This window comes from Halocella sp. SP3-1 (assembly GCF_003953885.1).
GTDB classification, from domain to species: domain Bacteria; phylum Bacillota; class Halanaerobiia; order Halanaerobiales; family DTU029; genus Iocasia; species Iocasia fonsfrigidae.
In genome coordinates this window covers 3,005,147-3,023,533 of sequence record NZ_CP032760.1, presented here as the reverse complement: position 1 = coordinate 3,023,533, position 18,387 = coordinate 3,005,147, and the positions used below count along the sequence as shown (strand labels likewise).

At 37.9% G+C, this 18,387-nt stretch carries 16 protein-coding genes and 1 other annotated feature; of the genes, 15 read left to right on the top strand and 1 reads right to left on the bottom strand.

Going from position 1 to position 18,387, the window contains the following annotated elements; genetic code table 11:
- Positions 1 to 150 precede the first annotated feature (150 nt).
- The 10 genes from infC to D7D81_RS14545 all read left to right on the top strand — a co-directional run bounded on the left by infC (position 151) and on the right by D7D81_RS14545 (position 9,462).
- Positions 151 to 615 (top strand): translation initiation factor IF-3, encoded by a 465-nt coding sequence (gene infC / locus D7D81_RS14590; protein WP_353622081.1) that lies wholly within the window; start codon positions 151 to 153, stop codon positions 613 to 615.
- Between the two features lie 22 nt (positions 616 to 637).
- Positions 638 to 835: a 50S ribosomal protein L35 gene (gene rpmI, locus D7D81_RS14585; protein ID WP_125990788.1), complete on the top strand. Its 198-nt coding sequence runs from the start codon at positions 638 to 640 to the stop codon at positions 833 to 835.
- Positions 836 to 859: 24 nt separating this feature from the next.
- Positions 860 to 1,219, top strand: coding sequence for a 50S ribosomal protein L20 (gene rplT, locus D7D81_RS14580; RefSeq protein WP_125990787.1), 360 nt, complete (start codon positions 860 to 862; stop codon positions 1,217 to 1,219).
- Positions 1,220 to 1,324: 105 nt separating this feature from the next.
- Positions 1,325 to 2,125 carry a TrmH family RNA methyltransferase gene (locus tag D7D81_RS14575; protein ID WP_164522277.1) on the top strand — a complete coding sequence of 267 codons (801 nt, stop codon included), beginning with the start codon at positions 1,325 to 1,327 and terminating at the stop codon, positions 2,123 to 2,125.
- A 122-nt stretch (positions 2,126 to 2,247) separates the two neighbouring features.
- The gene (locus tag D7D81_RS14570; protein WP_125990785.1) at positions 2,248 to 2,373 is read left to right on the top strand and encodes a YqzL family protein; all 126 of its coding nucleotides are present in this window, start codon (positions 2,248 to 2,250) and stop codon (positions 2,371 to 2,373) included.
- A gap of 1 nt (position 2,374) precedes the next feature.
- Positions 2,375 to 2,595, top strand: a binding site (T-box leader).
- A gap of 35 nt (positions 2,596 to 2,630) precedes the next feature.
- Positions 2,631 to 3,659, top strand: a complete 1,029-nt coding sequence (gene pheS / locus D7D81_RS14565; RefSeq protein WP_164522276.1) for a phenylalanine--tRNA ligase subunit alpha — start codon at positions 2,631 to 2,633, stop codon at positions 3,657 to 3,659.
- A 21-nt stretch (positions 3,660 to 3,680) separates the two neighbouring features.
- The gene (gene pheT, locus D7D81_RS14560; protein ID WP_125990784.1) at positions 3,681 to 6,086 is read left to right on the top strand and encodes a phenylalanine--tRNA ligase subunit beta; all 2,406 of its coding nucleotides are present in this window, start codon (positions 3,681 to 3,683) and stop codon (positions 6,084 to 6,086) included.
- A gap of 75 nt (positions 6,087 to 6,161) precedes the next feature.
- On the top strand, positions 6,162 to 6,509 hold the full coding sequence (locus D7D81_RS14555) for a cell division protein ZapA (RefSeq protein ID WP_125990783.1): 348 nt from the start codon (positions 6,162 to 6,164) through the stop codon (positions 6,507 to 6,509).
- A 26-nt stretch (positions 6,510 to 6,535) separates the two neighbouring features.
- Complete coding sequence (locus D7D81_RS14550) at positions 6,536 to 7,000, top strand: CvpA family protein (protein WP_230866989.1); 465 nt, start codon at positions 6,536 to 6,538, stop codon at positions 6,998 to 7,000.
- A gap of 83 nt (positions 7,001 to 7,083) precedes the next feature.
- Positions 7,084 to 9,462: an endonuclease MutS2 gene (locus D7D81_RS14545; protein ID WP_125990781.1), complete on the top strand. Its 2,379-nt coding sequence runs from the start codon at positions 7,084 to 7,086 to the stop codon at positions 9,460 to 9,462.
- Between the two features lie 5 nt (positions 9,463 to 9,467).
- Here the strand turns inward: D7D81_RS14545 and D7D81_RS14540 are convergent, their stop codons facing one another.
- Positions 9,468 to 11,876, bottom strand: coding sequence for a penicillin-binding protein 1A (locus D7D81_RS14540; protein ID WP_125990780.1), 2,409 nt, complete (start codon positions 11,874 to 11,876; stop codon positions 9,468 to 9,470).
- 190 nt (positions 11,877 to 12,066) lie between these two features.
- On the opposite strand from D7D81_RS14540, the gene tyrS reads away from it, so the two are divergent.
- The 5 genes from tyrS (at position 12,067) to alaS (ending at position 18,358) form a co-directional block, all read left to right on the top strand.
- Positions 12,067 to 13,287 (top strand): tyrosine--tRNA ligase, encoded by a 1,221-nt coding sequence (gene tyrS, locus D7D81_RS14535; protein ID WP_125990779.1) that lies wholly within the window; start codon positions 12,067 to 12,069, stop codon positions 13,285 to 13,287.
- Between the two features lie 45 nt (positions 13,288 to 13,332).
- Positions 13,333 to 13,989, top strand: coding sequence for a sporulation protein YunB (yunB, locus tag D7D81_RS14530; protein WP_164522275.1), 657 nt, complete (start codon positions 13,333 to 13,335; stop codon positions 13,987 to 13,989).
- Positions 13,990 to 14,109: 120 nt separating this feature from the next.
- Complete coding sequence (locus tag D7D81_RS14525; RefSeq protein WP_164522274.1) at positions 14,110 to 14,475, top strand: hypothetical protein; 366 nt, start codon at positions 14,110 to 14,112, stop codon at positions 14,473 to 14,475.
- Positions 14,476 to 14,496: 21 nt separating this feature from the next.
- The gene (locus D7D81_RS14520) at positions 14,497 to 15,525 is read left to right on the top strand and encodes an AI-2E family transporter (protein ID WP_125990776.1); all 1,029 of its coding nucleotides are present in this window, start codon (positions 14,497 to 14,499) and stop codon (positions 15,523 to 15,525) included.
- Between the two features lie 202 nt (positions 15,526 to 15,727).
- On the top strand, positions 15,728 to 18,358 hold the full coding sequence (gene alaS / locus D7D81_RS14515) for an alanine--tRNA ligase (RefSeq protein WP_205739229.1): 2,631 nt from the start codon (positions 15,728 to 15,730) through the stop codon (positions 18,356 to 18,358).
- Positions 18,359 to 18,387 lie beyond the last annotated feature (29 nt).

The window sequence follows — 18,387 nt, the reverse complement described above, 5'->3', positions numbered from 1 at the left end:
CTAATCTTTTGAGCTTGTGAAATAATCACAGATTTTTGCTGAAGATTATTATGTCAAAAATAAAATGTGTTTGAAAAATCAGGAGGTGCATAAAAAATCGGTAGTAATGATTTAAGGATTAATGATAATATCAGGGCAAGAGAGGTAAGATTGATTTCCTCGGAAGGAGAACAGGTCGGGATACTTTCTAGAAATGATGCTTTAAGGATGGCAGAAGAAAAGGAACTTGATCTGGTTGAGGTTGCCCCACAGGCCAAACCGCCTGTATGTAAAGTGATGGATTATGGTAAATATAAGTATGAACAGGCGAAAAAGGCCAAGAAAGCTAAAAAGAACCAAAATGTTATGAATATCAAGGAAGTGCAGATGGGTGTAAAGATTGAAGACCATGATTTTAATGTAAAACTTAAAATGGCCAGGAGATTTTTAAAGGATAAAGATAAGGTTAAAGTCAGGGTTAAGTTCCGCGGCCGGGAACTTGTCCATAAAGAATTAGGATATGGTTTAATGGATAGATTAATAGAAGGGACTGAAGACCTGGGTAAAGTAGAGAGTAAACCTAGGATGGAAGGGCGTAATATGTTTATGTTCTTGACCCCTGATATGGATAAATAAAATATAAGAGGAGGATTATGTTATGCCTAAGATTAAAACCCATAAAGGTATTGCTAAACGGGTTAAAAAGACCAGTAAAGGCAAACTCAAGAGGAGTAAGGCCTTTCATAGTCATATATTAACCAAAAAAACTGGTAAAAGAAAGAGAAATCTCAGGAAAAGTACTTTAATTGATAAAACCTATGAAAAAAGATATAAAAAATTGTTACCTTATAAATAATAATGTTGAAAGGGGAAATAGAATATGCCACGTGTAAAGAGGGGTACTAAAGCCCGCCGTAGAAGAAAAAAGGTATTAAAGATGGCTAAGGGTTATTTTGGTGCTAAGAGTAAATTATATAGACCAGCCAATCAGGCTGTTATGAAATCACTTCACTATGCCTATAGAGACCGCCGGGCAAAAAAGAGGGAATTCAGGAAACTCTGGATAACCCGAATCAATGCTGCGGCACGTAAAGATGGTCTTTCATATAGTAAGTTTATCAATGGTTTAAAAAAGGCTAATATTGAAATTGATCGTAAAATGTTAGCTGATATTGCTGTTCGTGATGAAAATAGCTTTAGTGAACTGGTATCTGTTGCTAAAGAGGAATTAGGTCTTTAGCGAGTTTAAAGATTGACAAGTATATTTGTTGGAGCAATAAAGTATAGTCAGGCCAATATATATTCCCCGGTAATTACTTCCGGGGGTTTTTATATGGGGGTGTTAATGATGAATGGAGTAATAAGTAGTACCGGGAATGTCAGAATAAAATACCTGCAGAAATTATACCTACGTAAATACAGAAAGAAAGAGGGCAAGTTTATTCTTGAGGGATACCGGATTATAAATGAGGCTTTAAATAGCAATGCTGATTTTGAGACTATATTTTTAACTCCTTCTTTTTATGACTCCCCTGAAGGACAAAAGATTACTAATCTGGTCGGTAGGGATATGGTAGTTCTGGTTGAAGAAGGTCTTTTAAATGAATTAGCAGATACAGTTACCCCTCAGGGGGTTATAGGGGTTGTTGATGAACCTGTCTATCATATTAATGATTTTATTGACAAAGGAATTATACTTGTGCTGGATAGACTTCAGGATCCGGGTAATATGGGTACTGTAATTCGCACTGCAGTAGCAGCAGGGGTTGCTGGGATCATAGTACTTAAAGGTAGTGTTGACATATATAATCTAAAAGTGCTCAGGGCTACTATGGGTGCTGTCTTTAATATCCCGATAATAACAGATATAGAACTGGCTGCCTTTAAAGAATTATTAGTTTCACAGCTCTCTACTTATAATCTGATTGCTGCTGATTTAAGTGGGAAAGAATACTATTATAATATTAACTATAATCCCAGGAGTATGCTGGTTATTGGTAATGAAGCCCATGGGGTCTCCCGGGAGATATTGGAAATGGCTGATAGACTTATTAAGATACCCATTATAGGTGATATAGATTCCTTAAATGCTGCTATCGCTGCTGGTATTATAATGTATAAAGCGCTGGAAGAAAAAATAGAATAAAATGTTTGTTATTTTCAGAAATTTTTTCAAAAAATAGGTCTAAATCCTTGTCAATATAAAGGGAGTATGATATAATCTTAAATATAATCATAATATATCTCTCTTGGAAGGATGTGGTCCTAATGGGCTTGACCGCAACATTTTTCTGGAGGCTTTTTGAAGAAACGGGTTCTATTAATGCATATCTGGTTTATAAACAGATGTATCTAATGATGAGATATACCCCAAACAAACAGGAATTCATATAGTTTAAAAGTGATGAAAGAGAGAGTAGTTGCCTGATAGACTTCACAGGGAATGGCTGTCATCGACTGTAAACAGTCTGAAGTTGTGGTAATGAAGTTCACTCTGGAGCTGTAGGCTGAAATTGAGTAGGTCTAACCGGGATTTATTGTTCCGTTATATTAAACAAGTAACCTTTACTTAGGTGGAGGTAAAGTAGGGTGGTACCGCGATCTCTCGTCCCTTGGATGAGAGATTTTTTATATATTTATGGAGGTGTTTTATGGTGAATTTACAGGAAAGACTTAAAGAGATTGAAGAAGAAGGAAAAAAAATCTTCAGTACTGTTAATGATTTAGAGACATTAGAGGAGTTAAGGATTGATTTTCTGGGTAAGAAGGGAAAAATTACCGATGTCCTCCGTCAAATGGGTAAAATACCAGCTGAGGAAAGGCCTGTAGTTGGTAAGATAGCTAACCAGCTTAAAAATAAGCTCAATAAGCTCTTACAAGATAAAAAGGATGAACTGACAGAATTAGCAGAACAAAAAAGGCTTGCTGACGAAAAGATAGATGTTACCCTACCTGGTAAAGAGCCTAATATTGGACATGTACACCCTTTAACAAATATTTCAAATAAAATTAGAGAGGTATTTATAGGTCTAGGCTATACAATAGCTGAAGGACCAGAAATAGAAAATGAATATAATAATTTTGAGGCTCTAAATGTCCCTAAACACCATCCTGCCCGTGACCTGCAGGATACCTTTTATATTAATGATAATTACCTTTTAAGGACACACACATCACCAGTACAGATTAGAACTATGGTAGAGAATCAACCACCAATCAGGATAATTGCCCCTGGGCGTGTTTACCGCTCTGATGAGCTGGATGCTTCACATTCTCCTGTGTTTCATCAACTAGAAGGTCTGCTTGTTGATAAGGGAATTGCTTTTAGTGACCTTAAGGGAACAATAGAGTTATTTGTAAAGGCTATTTATGGTGAAGATACCAAAACAAGGTTTCGTCCCAGTTATTTTCCATTTACTGAACCCAGTGCAGAGGTTGATATTTCCTGTGTAATATGTGGTGGAGAGGGTTGCCGTCTTTGTTCTCAGACTGGTTGGCTTGAAGTAATGGGTTCCGGTATGGTGCACCCTAATGTTCTAGAGATGGCTGGTGTTGATACCTCTATTTATAGTGGTTTTGCCTTCGGGATGGGTTTAGATAGGATTGCGATGCTAAAGTATGGGATAGAAGATATCAGGCTTTTATATGAAAATGATAAAAGATTTCTGCATCAATTTTAAAGATAGGGAAGGTGTTTATTAATGAAGGTTTCTTATAATTGGTTAAAGAGATATATTGATCTCTCATATACCCCGGAAGAACTGGATTATGTACTTACTATGGCTGGATTGGAAGTGGATTCCATGGAATATCTAGGTGAGGGGATTGAGGATATCATAATAGGTGAGATTGAGAAAATAGAGGAACACCCTAATGCTGATAAACTGGTTATCTGTCAGCTAAATACAGGTGATGAGTTGTTACAGATAGTTACCGGGGCACCGAATGTTGTTGAAGGTGCCAGGGTACCTGTTGCCAGAACAGGTGTTGAACTACCAAATGGTATGAAGATTAAAAAGACCAAATTACGTGGTGAACCATCAAATGGAATGCTCTGTTCTACTGATGAACTTGGTTTAAGTCAGGAAAGGGCATCAGGGATCATGATTTTGGGAGAACAGGCTGTACCAGGTGAAAAGTTAGTAAAATATTTAGGGCTGGACGATTATGTCTTTGATCTTGATTTAACACCAAACTATGCCCGCTGTCTGGGTATGCTAGGCATTGCCAGGGAGTTAAAATCACTTCAGGAAGATGTAAAAGTGAAGAGACCTGAGATTAAGATTAATAATGATAATAAGGAAGATATAAGGGATTATGTCAGTATAGAGGTCATGGATAAAGAATTATGCCCCCGCTATACCGGCCAAATTATCAAGAATGTTAAGATAGGGCCTTCACCTGAATGGATGCAACAAAACCTCAAAGCAGCAGGAATTAGACCGATTAATAATGTAGTAGATATTACTAATTATGTACTCCTTGAGTACAATCAACCACTACATGCCTTTGATTTTGATACAATCAATGAGAAAAAAATTATTGTTCGTCGGGCCAGATCAGGGGAGAAATTAATAACCCTTGATGACCAGGAGCGTCAGCTTAATGAGGAGATGTTGGTTATTGCTGATACTAAAGAAGCAGTTGGCCTGGCAGGGGTTATGGGAGGAGCAAATAGTGAGGTAACTGAGGATACTAGTACAATATTTCTGGAATCAGCCTATTTTAATCCTGTTAATATTAGAAAGACTGCTAAAAAACTGGGCCTTCCCAGTGAGGCATCACACCGCTTTGAACGCGGTATTGATATTGAAGGTGTTGTTGAAGCCGGCCGGAGGGCGGCTTATCTAATGCAGGAATATGCTGGTGGTGAAGTAGTAAGTGGAATAATTGATATATATCCTGAACCTTACCAGCCGTTAGAAATAGTACTTGAGACTGATTATGTAAATAATATATTAGGTATTTCCTTAACTGCCAAAGATATTAGTCAGATGCTTAATAAACTTGGTTTTCTCATTAAGGGGGAAAATGAGGGTTTGGTCAAGGTAGCTGTCCCTTCATATCGTAATGATGTAGAGCGGGAAGCAGACCTTATTGAAGAACTGGCTCGTGTCTACGGCTATAATAATATCCCGGTAACTGTTCCAGAAAGCAAACAGCAGGGTGGAAAGACCTCTCAACAGTCTCTGGAGGATATCAGCAGGGAGCTAATGATTTCTGCTGGATTGGATGAGATTATCAATTTTAGTCTTCAAGGTAAAGAAGATTATGAGTTGTTCAGGCTCCCTGAAGATAGCAGGCTCAGGGAATGGGTCAGGATTAAAAACCCTTTAAATGAATCATATGCTTTAATGAGGACTTCCCTACTACCGGGTATAGTTGAACTTTTATCTAATAATGCTAAAAGACAGATTGATAGGATGGCTGTCTTTGAAATAGGCAATGTGTTTTTCAGACAGGTAGGGGAAGAACCCTTTCAACAGGAATTGAAACTTGCTGGGGGGAGTATGGGCTATCCAGAGGATAGCTGGCAGTCAGCTGCAGCTGATTTCTTTTACTTAAAAGGGGTGTTAGAGAGCTATTTTAGCAGACTTGGTATTGATAGTTTTCTCTTTAAACCAGCCAGGCAGAGTTTTCTTCACCCTGGACGGACAGCAAGTATTGAGCTTGACGGTGGGGAGATTGGTTATCTTGGCGAGCTTCTCCCTGCTATAATTACTGAACTTGATCTGAAAGAGAGGACAGCTCTTTTTCAGCTTGATTTAACAGCTGTTATTAAGGCAGTTAATCTGGATAAAAAATATAGTAAATTACCTAAATATCCTGCAGTTGAACGTGACCTGGCTATCCTTGTAAAAAACGAGATTAATTCAGGTGAAATACTAAGGTTACTTAAACAGGAGGCTGGAGATATATTGAAGAAAGTGGAGATATTTGATCTCTATGAAGGGGATCAAATCCCTGAAGGCCTTAAGAGCCTTGCTTTTAAGCTGCTTTTTCAGGCAGAGGATAGAACATTACGGGATGAAGAAGTGAATGAACTCTTTAATAAGATATTAAAACTCTTAAGAGATTCCTTCTCCGCAGAAATTAGAGGAAATTAAAATAGCAGGCAGGATTTCCTTCCTGAATAGTGAATTTAATAAATATAGAGAAATTTTTCTGGGGGATGAATAAAAATGGCTGTGGAGGATAAGCATAAAGATAAATACAATGTAAAACTGCTCGGTGAAGATATGGTGATAGTTGGACAATTATCTGAGAAGTATGTAAAAAAGCTGGTACACCATATCAATATTATCGGTCAGGATATCTCCAGGGCTTATCCCCGCCTATCACGTCAGCGTATTCTCAATCTGGCAATTATGAATGTTGCAGATGAATATTATAAGTTAAAGGATAAGTATGAAGAAAAATCAGAGGATATCAAGACCCTGGAAAAGGAGTTTAAAAAGCTGGCAGATAAACATAATAAACTCAAAAAAGACTATAAAGAGCTGGAATCTCTCCTGGAGGAGGTTGATTAGGATATGGGGTAACAATAATTGATATAGTGCTATTAATTCTGTTTCTATATTTTGTCATAGGAGGATTTAATAAAGGGTTTATCAAACAAACAAGCATGATAATTGGTATTGTTTTTGCCTTACTGATTGCTGTTAATTATTATAATGGTTTTCAAAAATATATTGCACCATATGTGGAAACTTCACCCCAGTTATTACAATTTATTAGTTTTGCAGTATTATTTATAGCAGTCAATGTATTAGTCCATTTGCTTGGTATGGTTTTTAAGAATGTCATTGATTTTCTGTTTCTAAAACCGATCGATCATGCTGCTGGTGCTTTGTTAGGACTGCTTAAGGGTGGACTGCTGGCTTATTTTCTTGTCTTATTTTTGAATAAGCTTCCAGTAACATCAATTAGCCAGCAGGTACAGAATTCATTTCTAGCAACCAGGTTATTGTCTATGACACCCTTTCTTCAGCAGAATTTGCAGAATATATTTAGACCATGAGTTAAATCATGGTCTTTTAACATCTCATAAATTTTTGATTTAAGAAATAATTAATTTGCTTGTCTATTTGAGGGGGAATAATTTTGGATAAAGGTGTTATTGCTATACTTGAATTAAATAAAATTAAAGAAGAGGTAAGAAAACATACAGCCACTATAATCGGGGGAGAAATTGTAGAGAAATTAACTCCAGTTTCAGATATAAGATATGTTAAAAAGAGGTTACAGGAAGTTACTGCAGCTAAAGAAATATTAAATGAATATGGTCATCCACCCTTTGGTGGAATTAGAGACCTGCGTGAGATACTTAAGAAGGTTGATAAGGGTATTGTCTTGTCAGCTAAAGAGCTTATGAATGTTAGAAATACCCTTGCTGCTTATTCTCGTTTGGAGGCTTATTTTAATGACCTTATCAATAATCTAGACCCCCGCTTGATTGAGCAGAGGTTTGCCCCTGTAACAACACAGGGTGAGAAACTAACCCCACTGCCAGAACTAAAAAAAGAACTGGATCATGCCCTTGATGAATATGGTGAAATAAAGGACAGAGCCAGTAAAAAGCTTGCCTCACTTCGTTCAGAGATAAGGATAATAGGTAACCGTATTCGGGATAAATTAGATAATATTATTAAAGATCAAAAATATCAGTCAATGCTGCAGGATAATTTAGTAACCAGAAGAGGGGACAGGTATGTAGTTCCTGTTCGACAAGAATACCGTAATAGTTTTGCTGGTATTGTCCATGACCAGTCAGCCAGTGGCATGACACTTTTTATGGAGCCCATGGCTGTCCTAAAGTTAAATAACAAACTGAAAGGCTTACAGCGGCAAGAGGAAGAGGAAGTATACCGGATACTCCAGCAGCTCAGCGGGTTGGTACAGCAGGATATGCTGATAATTAAAGAAAACCTGAAGATAGTCTCACTACTTGATCTTATTTTTGCCCGGGCTGCTTATAGTAATCAACTTAAAGGAATTGCTCCTGAAATTAATGAAAAAGGTATGATCGATATTAAACAGGGGAGACACCCCCTTTTGAAAGATGAGGTTGTACCTATTGATATAGCAGTGGGCAATAATAAATTTAACACCCTTGTTATAACCGGGCCCAATACAGGAGGGAAGACTGTTGCCCTTAAGACAGTGGGGCTTTTTGTTTTGATGATGCAAATTGGACTCCACATTCCGGCAGATAGGGGAACTACCCTTTCAATATTTAAAAACGTCTTTGCTGATATAGGTGATGAACAGAGTATTGAGCAGAATTTAAGTACTTTCTCCTCTCATATTACCCGGATAAGGTCTTTTCTGGAAAAGGCAGACCAGGACAGCCTTGTTTTGATGGATGAGTTAGGTGCTGGTACAGACCCTAGAGAAGGAGCAGCCCTGGGGATAGCAATACTGGAAAAACTAAAGAGTATAGGTGCAGTTACAATAGTAACAACTCATTACAGTCAATTAAAGACTTATGCTTATGAACAAACAGGGGTAGAGAATGCCTCAGTAGAGTTTGATCTTGAGACTCTTAAACCAACATACCGTATTTTAATGGGGATACCAGGTGGTAGTAATGCCTTGACTATTGCCCATCGATTAGGAATACCATCTGCTATAATTGAAAAAGCCAGAACCATGCTTTCCGGGGAAGAGATTGAAGTAGAAAGTATTATTGCTGGTCTTAATAGTGAAAGAAAAAGGTATCGTGAATTAAAGGAGAGCTCTGCCAGAAAAGAAAAAGAAGCTGCTGAGTTAAAAGAGAAGTATCAAGCACTGTTAAAGGATTTACAGCAGAATAAACAGGATATTATCAAAAAAGCCAGGGAAGATGCTGCTGGGATAATAGATACTGCCCGGCGTGAAAGTAAACAAATCCTACAGGAACTTAAGCAAAATGATCTTAATTCCCGTTCAGAGATAGATAGAATGGGAAGCAAATTAAACGAAAAATTTAAAGAAGTTGATAAGAAATTTGAGGATAGTAAGGTGATTGATAGTAATAGTAGGGTTACAGATGAGATAGAGATCGGTGATCAGGTAAGACTAAAGAATGTTGGACGTAAGGGAGAGGTAACAGATATTAATAAAGACAAGGGAGAGGCAACAATTCAGGCTGGTATAATCACTTTGAAGGCAGGTCTTGATGAACTTATCAAGGCCGAGATGCCTGATGATAAAAAACAGGAAATGGTTAAGAGATATCGTGTAAGTAAGGCTCAGCAGGTTTCACCAAAACTTGATCTTAGGGGTGAACGGTATGATACAGCCCAGGGTCGCCTGGATAAATACCTTGATGATGTATTTCTGGCAGGCATAAAACAGGTAGAAGTAATACATGGTAAAGGGACAGGCGCCTTAAGAGACGCTGTTGCTGAGGTGCTAAAAGAAAATCCCCACATTACCTTCTTCAGGTTGGGAAAGCCTGAAGAAGGTGGGAGTGGGGTTACAATTGTAGAAATTAATTAGCTAGTCTAAAACCTGTTAAAGAAATCCCAGATACTATTTATAAAGTTATCTGTTTCTCCGTGTAGATCACAATACTGGGTAGGTTTTGTTTCATAGATTACCTGCCCGGTTTCATCCCTCTCAGGAACACCTGTTTCAGGGTCAATTTTCTGAACAGGTTCCCCGGCAGCAACATGATAAACACCTTCAATAAGTTCCTCATCTTCAGGGTCTTTATCCTTGTCAGCTTTCTGTTTGAAATGAATTGTGGCAGGTCCTACCCGGTAGCCGCTATCAACAAAATATTCATATTCTACTATATTTTCTTTCGGACAGTTGGCTGTAGCCAGCAAACCACTCTCTTTATCAATGCTAAGCTTTTCAGTTGCCTGATGGAGTGATTCTACCTCTGTTGGTACATTTCCTTTTCTGAATATTTCCTGAACAGTCCTAGGGGTATATTCATTAGGCAGTAAGCCAGTAACTGGGTCTACCTCAGCTTTAGTAATATTAGCTGGAACCTTGAAGTCTTTTACAGGCATATCTTTAACCGCTTCCCGCATATAATTACCCCATAACCTGACTGCCTCTGAACTAGATACTATCCGCCCACCACTGCCTTCAGGGAAGAGGTAGTTTCCCTGTTCATCCTTTTGATTATATTCCATAGGAGTTACATTATCCTCACCGATCCAGACACTGGTAACCAGGTTTGGTGTAAAACCGACAAACCAGGCATCAGAATATCCATTTGTTGTACCAGTTTTACCGGCAACAGCCCGTCCGCTAATCCTTGCCCTCCAACCTGTTCCGTTGTTAACTACTGATTGAAGCATATTAGTCATAATATAAGCAGTATCTTCTTTGAGGACAATTTTTTTGCGAGGATGTGCTTCATAGATTACATTGTCATTTTTATCCAGGACTTTGGTAACAGCAATTGGTTCAACCAAGATACCCTGATTAGCAAAAATTCCATAGGCTGAGGCCATTTCTAGGGGTGTAACACCTTTGGTTAATCCACCTAGGGCCAGTGAAAGATGTTCTTTATTGCCATCTGCTGTTTCAAAGGTTGATATCCCCATTTCTTTAGTAGTATTAATTGTATTATCAACACCAACCTCCTGGAGTAATTTGACTGCTGCTACATTAATAGAATGATTAAGGGCTGTTCTCAAGCTGACATACCCCCTGTACTCCTTTGCAGTATTATTCGGCCAGATTTTTAGAGACTTCCCTTTTTCACTTTTGGCTAACATAGGCATATCATTGACTACATAGGAGGTAGTATAGCCATTTTTAATAGCTGTAGTGTAAACAAAGGGTTTGAAGGCTGAACCAGGTTGGCGTACTGCCTGAACTGCACGGTTAAATTGATCATTCCCTCTGCCTCCCAGCATAGCCCGGATTGCTCCAGTAGTGGGGTCAATGCTAATTATAGCCATCTGCGGTTGTAGTTTATCAGCAGTGTTTTCCCGTTCAACACTGGGGATATATTTATCCTTAAGGGCACTGGTGACAGCGTCTTCGGCTGCCTTTTGCATGATAGGGTCAAGAGTAGTATAGACCTTTAGGCCTCCATCATACACTAACTGAGCACCAAAACGATCAATCAATTGATCCCTGATATAACGAATAAAATAAGGGGCCAGTTCTTCTTGTTTTAGTTCCTTAGAGCGGAGCTTAACTTCATATTGTTTAGCCTCTTGTGCTTCCTTCTCTGTGATATAACCTACTTCCTGCATGCGATTAAGCACTATATTGCGCCGCCTAATGGCCTCATCAAAATTATTAAAAGGAGAATAATAATTAGGTGATTTTGGCAGGCCGGCAATTAAAGCTGACTCACTTAGATTTAATTCCCAGACATGTTTATTAAAATATTGCTGGGCAGCTATTTCAACACCATAGGCACTATGTCCTAGGTAAATTTCATTTAAATACATTTCAAGTATTTCTGGTTTGGTATAATGTCTTTCAAATTGTAATGCTAGATAGGCCTCCTGAATCTTACGGTAATAAGATACATTCTGTCTATTTAAGAGGGCATTACCTGCTAATTGCTGGGTAATAGTGCTAGCCCCCTGTGGTCGTGAACCTAGGTTGCTGATATTGGTAATAACCGCCCTGATGATTCCCCAGAAATCAACACCATGGTGAACATAAAAATTAGTATCTTCTACAGCAATAATAGCATTTTTAAGGTCGGCCGGAATCTGTTCCAGGGGGACGCTGGTTCTATTTTGCCGATATAATTTAGTCAGAAGTTGCCCATCAGCACTATAAATCATACTGGCTTCATTAGTGCCTTTGTAACTAGATATATCAGGAGTGTCCTGTATAATCCAGGTTATAGCGCCGATAGAAATACCAAAAATCAAGGCAAATAAAAGGATGATTGACGCTATAATTATCTGGCGTTTACTTTTAGCCATTGCTTGTCCTCCTCTCAATATTATTACCTATTATAACATAAAACCACCCAAAATTATACCCCCCTTGTTACCTATAACTCTATCTGTTATAATATAATAGAAACTTTTACATAGGAATTTATTTTTTAAAAAATTTAAGGGTTATTATGAAGGGGGGTTTACCTGGTAATAGTTTACCAGGTGTAGATAGTTGAATATACAAAAACAGCTAAAAATATTAACAAGAGGGGTTAAGGATTTAATATCAAAAAAAGAATTAGAAGAGAAGTTAATAAAGGCCGATAAAGAGGGTAGACCTTTACGGGTTAAACTGGGTCTTGATCCCAGTGCACCTGATATTCATTTAGGACATACAGTTGTACTGCGCAAACTAAAGCAATTTCAGGACCTGGGACATGAGGTATATCTTATAATAGGTGATTTTACTGGTCGGATTGGTGATCCAAGCGGTAAATCTCAAACCAGAAAACAACTGAGCGAAGAGGAAGTCCAGGAAAATGCCCGGACATATCAGGAACAATTTGCCAAACTACTTGATGAAGATAAAACTAAACTGGTTTTTAATGGTTCATGGTTAGGTGAGCTTAAATTTGCTGATGTTATAGACCTTTCCTCCAAGTATACGGTTGCTCGTATGCTGGAGAGGGAGGATTTTTCCAATCGTTTTAGTAATGAAAAGGCAATTAGTGTCCATGAATTTTTCTATCCTTTAATGCAGGGTTATGATTCTGTAGCTATAAAAGCAGATGTTGAACTTGGTGGAACAGACCAGCGCTTTAATCTCCTGGTTGGCCGGGATTTACAACGAGAGTATGGACAGGAACCGCAGGTTGTAATGATGATGCCTATACTGGAGGGTTTAGATGGTGTCAATAAAATGAGTAAAAGCCTGGGTAATTACATTGGTGTAAATGATAGTCCTAATGATATGTATGGTAAGGTGATGTCTATTCCAGATGATTTAATAAGTAGATATTTTGAATTATTGACTGATCTCCCTGAAGATGAATTAAAGGAAATTAAGCAGAACCTTGCCCAAGGTCAGCTTAATCCCATGAAATATAAAAAGCAATTAGCCTTAACAATAGTCGAGCAGTATCATGGAAAGACTGCAGCAGATGAGGGTGCAGCAGAATTTGACCGGGTTTTTTCAGAGGGTAAACTCCCTGAAGATATACCTGAATTTACCATCAAAGAGAGTGAACTTGAGGATGGTAAGATGTGGATAGTTAATCTTATTGCCAGGACCGGGCTTTTAAGTAGTAATAGTGAGGCTCGTCGGATGATAAAACAGGGGGCAGTTTCAATAAATGATGAGAAACAGGAGAAGATAAATATTGATGCTGATGTGACAGATGGTATGATTATTCAAATTGGTAAGCGGCGTTTTGCTAAAGTGAAAATTGATTAACACATTTCCCCCTTTCTGCATAGGATAGTAGAAGGGGGGATTGTTTTGTTTTTAAATAATTTTTCAATCTGTAAAATACTAATAGTGTTTATTATTTTACTACTGCTTTTTTTTATATTTCTACATAATACTATCACCCCTATATTTTTTAGTCTGGCTGAGGTTGAAGCGGTGAAGATTGCTAATAGTGCCATAAATGAGGCAGTTGACCTGGGGGCAGAAAAAGTTGATTATCAGGATATGATTGATTATGTTTATAATAAGAGTGGTGATGCTATTGTACTAATGCAGCCTAACACTAAAAATATTAATAAATTCACCTCCAGTATATCATTAAGGATTCAGGAAAAGTTAGCAGAGGCCAGTCAGGAAACAGTCTCTGTTCCACTGGCACAGATATTTGGCATTGAGCTTCTAGCAGGTTTTGGGCCGAAACTGGAAGCTAGAATAATACCTGCTGGTTTTACTGAACCACCTAAAATCAAGGACAGTTTCACTTCTGCCGGGATTAATCAGACCCGTCATAAGATTTATCTTGATGTAGCTGCTCAAATAAAGTTGATAGTACCCTTTAAAAGTCATAGTGTTGATATACATGCAGATATTCCGGTAACAGAGGTAGTTATACTCGGTAAGGTTCCACAGGTTTACGTTGGCATTGATGGGGAGGGTTTGTCTGGTATTTTAAAAGGAAGTCAGTAGGCTTCCTTATTTTAGTTTAAAATATTGTATTAAGGGGATAATAGGTAAAGAACTATATACAGGGGGTGTCTACCTATCAATAGAGATGGCTTTTGGAGTGGTGTTTTTTTTGGCGGTCTCTTGAGCTTGACTGTTTTTTTCCTTGCTCAGAAAAAAAAAGCGACAGGGGAAAAGAAAGATGGGGAAAAAGATGATACTGAAACTGGAGCTGATAAGGGAAGTAATGATAAGGAAACAGCAGCTAATGGAGAAGGAAATGATGAAACAGGTTTTAATAGAATAAAGAAAGTAGCCAGTGAGGAAGATTCGGAAAAAACTGGTGATCAAGAAGAAGAGCTCAGAAATTCCCAGGAAGAGGCAGAAAAAAAGGCAGCTAAAGAGGGTGAGTTTATCGGTAAGGAGATTACCAGTAAAATAAGTTTTGGGAAAAAAATAAACCAGCTTGAAGAGGCCTTAAAAAAACTGAGGGAAGAGAGTACACAATAAAACCAGGGGTTGAAATACTATATGGAAATAGAGAAAAAGGATTTTAAAATAATAATTATGCTCCTTTTAACATGGGGCATAATTTATTTTTTAATGAGTGTAAAGACAGCTGTGATTCCTTTTGTATTTGGTATTATACTGGCCTATCTCTTTTATCCCATTGTATGTTTTTTAAGGGAAAGGAATGTATCACGGTCCTGGGCAATTTATATCTTACTGCTTCTATTTCTGTTAATGTGTAGTTTTATTGCTTTAATAATGCTCCCCCTTTTTATTAATGAACTTGAGGGTTTAACACAGAGTATACCGGAGTATATAAGAACTATTGATGAATATATTAGTTATCTAAATCGTGAATATCACCGTATACAACTGCCAGTAGTGATCAAAGAGGTAATAGATGGGACATTATCAAGGCTAGAAGAACAGATGATTGCTTTTATACAAAATATTACAGAAATAATAATAAATTCACTGTCAATACTTATAAGTTTAGTAATAGCCCCATTTATAACTTATTATATATTAAAAGACCTGCCCAAGATTAAAAGAGAGATCATAAAAATAATACCTGCTGACAGAAAACGGCTTTTCCTGGAAGTGGGTAGAGAATTAAACAAAATGTTTGTTGCTTATTTGAGGGGACAGATCTGGATCAGCATAATTGTAGGGTTTTTAACAGGAATAAGTCTTTTTATTTTAAAACTAAAGTTTTTTACAATTTTAGCAGTCATAGCAACTTTCAGTAATATGATTCCCTTTATTGGTCCCTTTATAGGTGCAGTACCTGCTGTCTTTATAGCATTAAGGGTTTCAATGAGCAAGGCGCTTATTGTTGCTCTAATCTATTTTGTAATACAACAGCTGGAAAGTAGTATTATTAGCCCTAAAATAATGAGTGAAAATGTTGGAATACATCCTCTGGGGGTTATATTTTCTCTATTAGTGGGGGCAGAATTAATGGGTGTCTGGGGTTTGATTTTTGCTGTCCCAATAGCAGGGACTATTAAGGTAGTCTTTAAATTAATCATCAGGGGTCTGGAATATTGACATTTACTGTATCAGTACAATTGACAAATAATCTGATTTTTAGTATCATTTATTATAACTAAGGCTCTTTCATAATAGATTTTTTGCAGGGCAACCTTAATGTATGATACCGGGAGTGCTGGGTCAGTGCAATAATCAATTATGCAATACGCTTAACTGTGAAATTACATATAAGTGGAATAATTAAGGGGGACAAATAAGGATGTCAATGACAGGCAATGAAATAAGACAGGCTTACCTGGATTTTTTTAAAGATAAGGGGCATTTAATTATGCCGAGTGCACCGCTAATACCACAGGATGATCCGAGTATACTGTGGGTTAATGCTGGTATGGCACCATTTAAACCATATTTTGATGGACGTAAAACAGCACCAAGAAATAGGATTGCCACCAGTCAAAAATGTATCAGAACCAATGATATTGAAAATGTAGGTAAAACAGTCAGACACCATACATTTTTTGAGATGCTGGGTAATTTTTCTTTTGGTGATTATTTTAAAGAGGAGGCTATTTCCTGGGCCTGGGAATTTGTAACTGAAGTATTAAAATTGCCTGAGGAGAGATTATGGATTACTATCTATCAAAATGATGATGAAGCCTTTCAGATCTGGCATAATAAAATAGGTCTTAGTGAAGACAGGATAATACGTATGGGCAAAAAGGATAATTTCTGGGAGATAGGAACTGGGCCTTGCGGCCCCTGCTCTGAGATACATTATGATAGGGGAGAAGAGTATGGAACAGGTGATGAGGATGTAATTGGTGGTGAAGGTGACCGCTTTCTGGAGATATGGAACCTTGTCTTTACTCAGTATGATAAATCTGAGGATGGAGAATATCTTCCACTGCCGAATAAGAACATTGATACAGGAATGGGTTTAGAGAGGGTTGCCTCTATCTTACAGGATTGCGAATCTAATTATGAAACAGATCTATTAAAACCAATGATAGAATATATAGCAAGCGATACTGGTATTAATTATACTAGAGATGAAGATACTATTACTGCTTTCAGGGTTATTGCTGACCATATCAGGGGTATTACTATGGCAGTATTTGATGGTGCTTTACCGAGCAATGAGGGCCGGGGATATGTTATTCGCCGTATTTTGAGGAGGGCTGTACGTTATGCTGGGAAACTGGGTTATCAAGAACCCTTTTTGTACCGTATGGTTCCAGTAGTAATAGACACACTGGCTACTGGGTATCCTGAATTATCTGCTAAGGAAGAGCATATCAGTAGGATTGTTAAAGCTGAGGAGGAAAGGTTTTTACAGACCCTTGACCAGGGTTTATCCATTATTCAGGAGATGTTAGGGAAATTAAAGGCAAGTAATCAGAATACACTATCAGGGAAAGATGCCTTTAAATTATATGATACATATGGATTTCCCCTTGATTTAACTAAGGATATTCTGGAAGAAGCGGATTTTTCCATTGATGAAGATGAATTTAAAAAAGAGATGGAAAAACAACGGGAAAGGGCACGTTCTGCCAGAGAGGATATAGGCTTTAGCGGAATCGGGAATGAAATACTCTATAGCAAATTAAAGAAAGACCTGTCAGGGACTAACTTTGTTGGTTATGGTGATTTAAAAATCAAGGCAGAAATTCTTGCTATAATTAAAGATGGTAAATCTGTTGATAGGCTACAGAGTGGTGAAAAGGGAGAGGTAATCCTTAATCAGACACCTTTTTATGCTGAGAGTGGAGGCCAGATTGGTGATCAAGGGATACTAAGAACAGCTGAAAATATGGCTGAGGTCTTTGATACCAGGAAAAAGGCAGAATTAATAGTCCATAGTGTTGAGGTTAAAAAAGGGGTAATTAAACAGGGCAGTTCTGTTGAAACTAGGGTTTATGCCGACCTGAGAAAAGCTACTGCCCGTAATCATTCAGCAACACACCTGCTTCATAAGGCTTTAAAAGAGGTACTTGGTGAACATGTTAATCAGTCTGGTTCACTGGTTGAAGCAGATAGACTGCGTTTTGATTTTAATCATTTCTCTGCAATGACTGCTGTTGAGCTTGATGGAGTAGAAAAAAAGGTTAACCAGGTTATTCTGGAGAATCTCAGAGTGGAGACTATAGAGACTGAAATAGATAAAGCACGTGAAATGGGAGCAACTGCCCTTTTTGGGGAGAAATATGGTAAAAATGTCCGGGTCGTTACTATGGGGGATTATAGCAGAGAATTATGTGGTGGAACACATATTGCTTGGACAGCTGAGATTGGTTCATTTAAGATTATTAGTGAGGGAAGTGTTGCAGCTGGAATTAGAAGAATTGAAGCGGTGACAGGTATGGAGGTAATTAATTATGTCAATAAAGAAAGGGAATTAATAGCTGAGACGGCTTCTTTACTGAAAACTGACCGGTCCAGGCTTTTAGAGAGGGTTAAAGCCCTGTTAAATCAGCAGAAAGAACTTGAAAATGAAGTGAAGTCAATGAAAGATAGATTAGCAAATTTGAAAGTAGATGATCTGTTAAATAATATACAAGAGATTAATGGTATTTCCTTGCTCACTGCTGGATTAAAAGGTATTGATAATGAGGGTTTACGTAAATTATCTGACCAGTTAAATTCCAGGATGGGTTCAGGGGTAATTGTCCTTGCTTCTGACCTGGGCCAGAAGGTTATTTTTGTAGCTTCAGTTAGTGAAGACCTGCTCAGTAAGGGTTATCATGCTGGGAAACTTATTGGCCAGGTTGCCAGGATAGCAGGTGGAGGTGGAGGCGGCCGCCCGGATATGGCTCAGGCAGGTGGTCAAAAGGTTGAAAAGATTCCAGAGGCTTTAGCAGAGGCAAAAAAAATAATTGAAAATAAGTAAATTAAAGAGGAATTAGCGGGGTAACAAAG

Coding starts and splice junctions, on each gene's coding strand:
- D7D81_RS14575 (WP_164522277.1), top strand. CDS start 1,325: ATGATGAATGGAGTAATAAGTAGTACCGGGAATGTCAGAATAAAATAC.
- D7D81_RS14540 (WP_125990780.1), bottom strand. CDS start 11,876: ATGGCTAAAAGTAAACGCCAGATAATTATAGCGTCAATCATCCTTTTA.
- rplT (WP_125990787.1), top strand. CDS start 860: ATGCCACGTGTAAAGAGGGGTACTAAAGCCCGCCGTAGAAGAAAAAAG.
- alaS (WP_205739229.1), top strand. CDS start 15,728: ATGTCAATGACAGGCAATGAAATAAGACAGGCTTACCTGGATTTTTTT.
- D7D81_RS14555 (WP_125990783.1), top strand. CDS start 6,162: ATGGCTGTGGAGGATAAGCATAAAGATAAATACAATGTAAAACTGCTC.
- D7D81_RS14520 (WP_125990776.1), top strand. CDS start 14,497: ATGGAAATAGAGAAAAAGGATTTTAAAATAATAATTATGCTCCTTTTA.
- pheS (WP_164522276.1), top strand. CDS start 2,631: ATGGTGAATTTACAGGAAAGACTTAAAGAGATTGAAGAAGAAGGAAAA.
- D7D81_RS14570 (WP_125990785.1), top strand. CDS start 2,248: ATGGGCTTGACCGCAACATTTTTCTGGAGGCTTTTTGAAGAAACGGGT.
- pheT (WP_125990784.1), top strand. CDS start 3,681: ATGAAGGTTTCTTATAATTGGTTAAAGAGATATATTGATCTCTCATAT.
- rpmI (WP_125990788.1), top strand. CDS start 638: ATGCCTAAGATTAAAACCCATAAAGGTATTGCTAAACGGGTTAAAAAG.